Origin of the sequence: Methylobacterium sp. WL9 (genome assembly GCF_008040035.1) — a bacterium.
In the GTDB taxonomy this organism is placed as follows: domain Bacteria; phylum Pseudomonadota; class Alphaproteobacteria; order Rhizobiales; family Beijerinckiaceae; genus Methylobacterium; species Methylobacterium thuringiense.
In genome coordinates this window covers 1-1,230 of record NZ_VRVE01000182.1, presented here as the reverse complement: position 1 = coordinate 1,230, position 1,230 = coordinate 1, and the positions used below count along the sequence as shown (strand labels likewise).

General features: G+C 71.5%; 2 protein-coding genes. One reads left to right on the top strand and one right to left on the bottom strand.

The genetic code is table 11. The annotated features are described in order from the left end of the window. On the bottom strand, positions 1-243 hold a 243-nt coding region (locus FV217_RS23240; protein WP_210245164.1), incomplete at its 3' end, for a uroporphyrinogen-III synthase. Positions 244-400: 157 nt separating this feature from the next. Here FV217_RS23240 and tsaD point away from each other — a divergent pair. Continuing rightward, positions 401-1,230, top strand: an 830-nt coding sequence (tsaD, locus tag FV217_RS22350) for a tRNA (adenosine(37)-N6)-threonylcarbamoyltransferase complex transferase subunit TsaD (RefSeq protein WP_147821827.1), incomplete at its 3' end; no start/stop codon positions are given.

Genomic DNA, 1,230 nt, shown 5'->3' with positions numbered 1-1,230 from the left:
GGCCTCGGCCGTCCGCCTGCCGACGGCAAACACGGGAACGTCGGAGGCAAGCCCGGCCGCTGCGAGCAATCCCGCGCCTTGGGCGCTGGTGAGAAGAACGCCGTCGAACGCGCCCCGGGGCCGCGGCCCTTCGCTCGGCACCACGAAGAGCACGGGGGCGAGGAGCGGTTCGTGGCCGAGTGCGCGCAGCCTCTCCGCCGTACGCGCGGCTCCCGGCTCGGGCCGGGCCACCCAGATTCGCATGGCCCCCCTCGACAAAGCCGGGCTCGCTGTTCCCTCGGATCGTTCTCCCGTAAACCCTTGGACCATCCTTTGCCATGTAGACTTGCATTGGCCAGGTAGACTTGGCTCATCCTCGGCGAAACCGGCTCATCGGTCGCCGCCCAGCGCGCGGAATGCGATGAAGATCCTCGGCATCGAAACCACCTGCGACGAGACCGCCGCCGCGGTCGTGACCACTGCCGACGGCGACGCTCAGAGCGGCCGGATCCTCTCCAACGAGATCCTGAGCCAGATCGCCGAGCACGCGGCCTATGGCGGCGTGGTGCCGGAGATTGCGGCCCGCGCCCATGTCGAGGTGCTCGACCGCCTGATCGTTCGCGCCCTGGACAAGGCCGGCACGACGCTGGCCGAGGTCGACGGCATCGCGGTGGCGGCCGGCCCCGGCCTGATCGGCGGCGTGCTGGTCGGGCTGGTGACGGCAAAGGCCCTCGCGCTCGTGGCGCGCAAGCCGCTCCTCGCCGTGAACCACCTCGAGGCGCACGCGCTGACGCCGCGCCTGACCGACGGGCTCGCCTTCCCCTACCTGCTGCTGCTCGTCTCCGGCGGCCACACCCAGCTCGTCGCGGTGAAGGGCGTGGGCGATTACGTCCGTCTCGGCACCACCATCGACGACGCCATCGGCGAGGCCTTCGACAAGGTCGCGAAGCTTTTGGGTCTCGGCTATCCGGGCGGTCCCGAGGTCGAGCGCATGGCCGAGACCGGCAATCCCGAGCGCTTCGCCCTGCCGCGGCCGATGCTCGGCCGGCGCGAGGCCGACTTCTCCCTGTCCGGCCTCAAGACGGCGGTTCGGATCGAGGCCGAAAAAATCGCGCCGCTCGCCCGCACCGACGTCGCCGACCTCTGCGCGAGCTTTCAGGCGGCGGTCGTCGACGTGGTCGCCGACCGCGTGCGGGTGGCCTTGCGCGGCTTCGACGCCGTCGCCGGCCGCCCGACCGCCCTCGTCGCGGC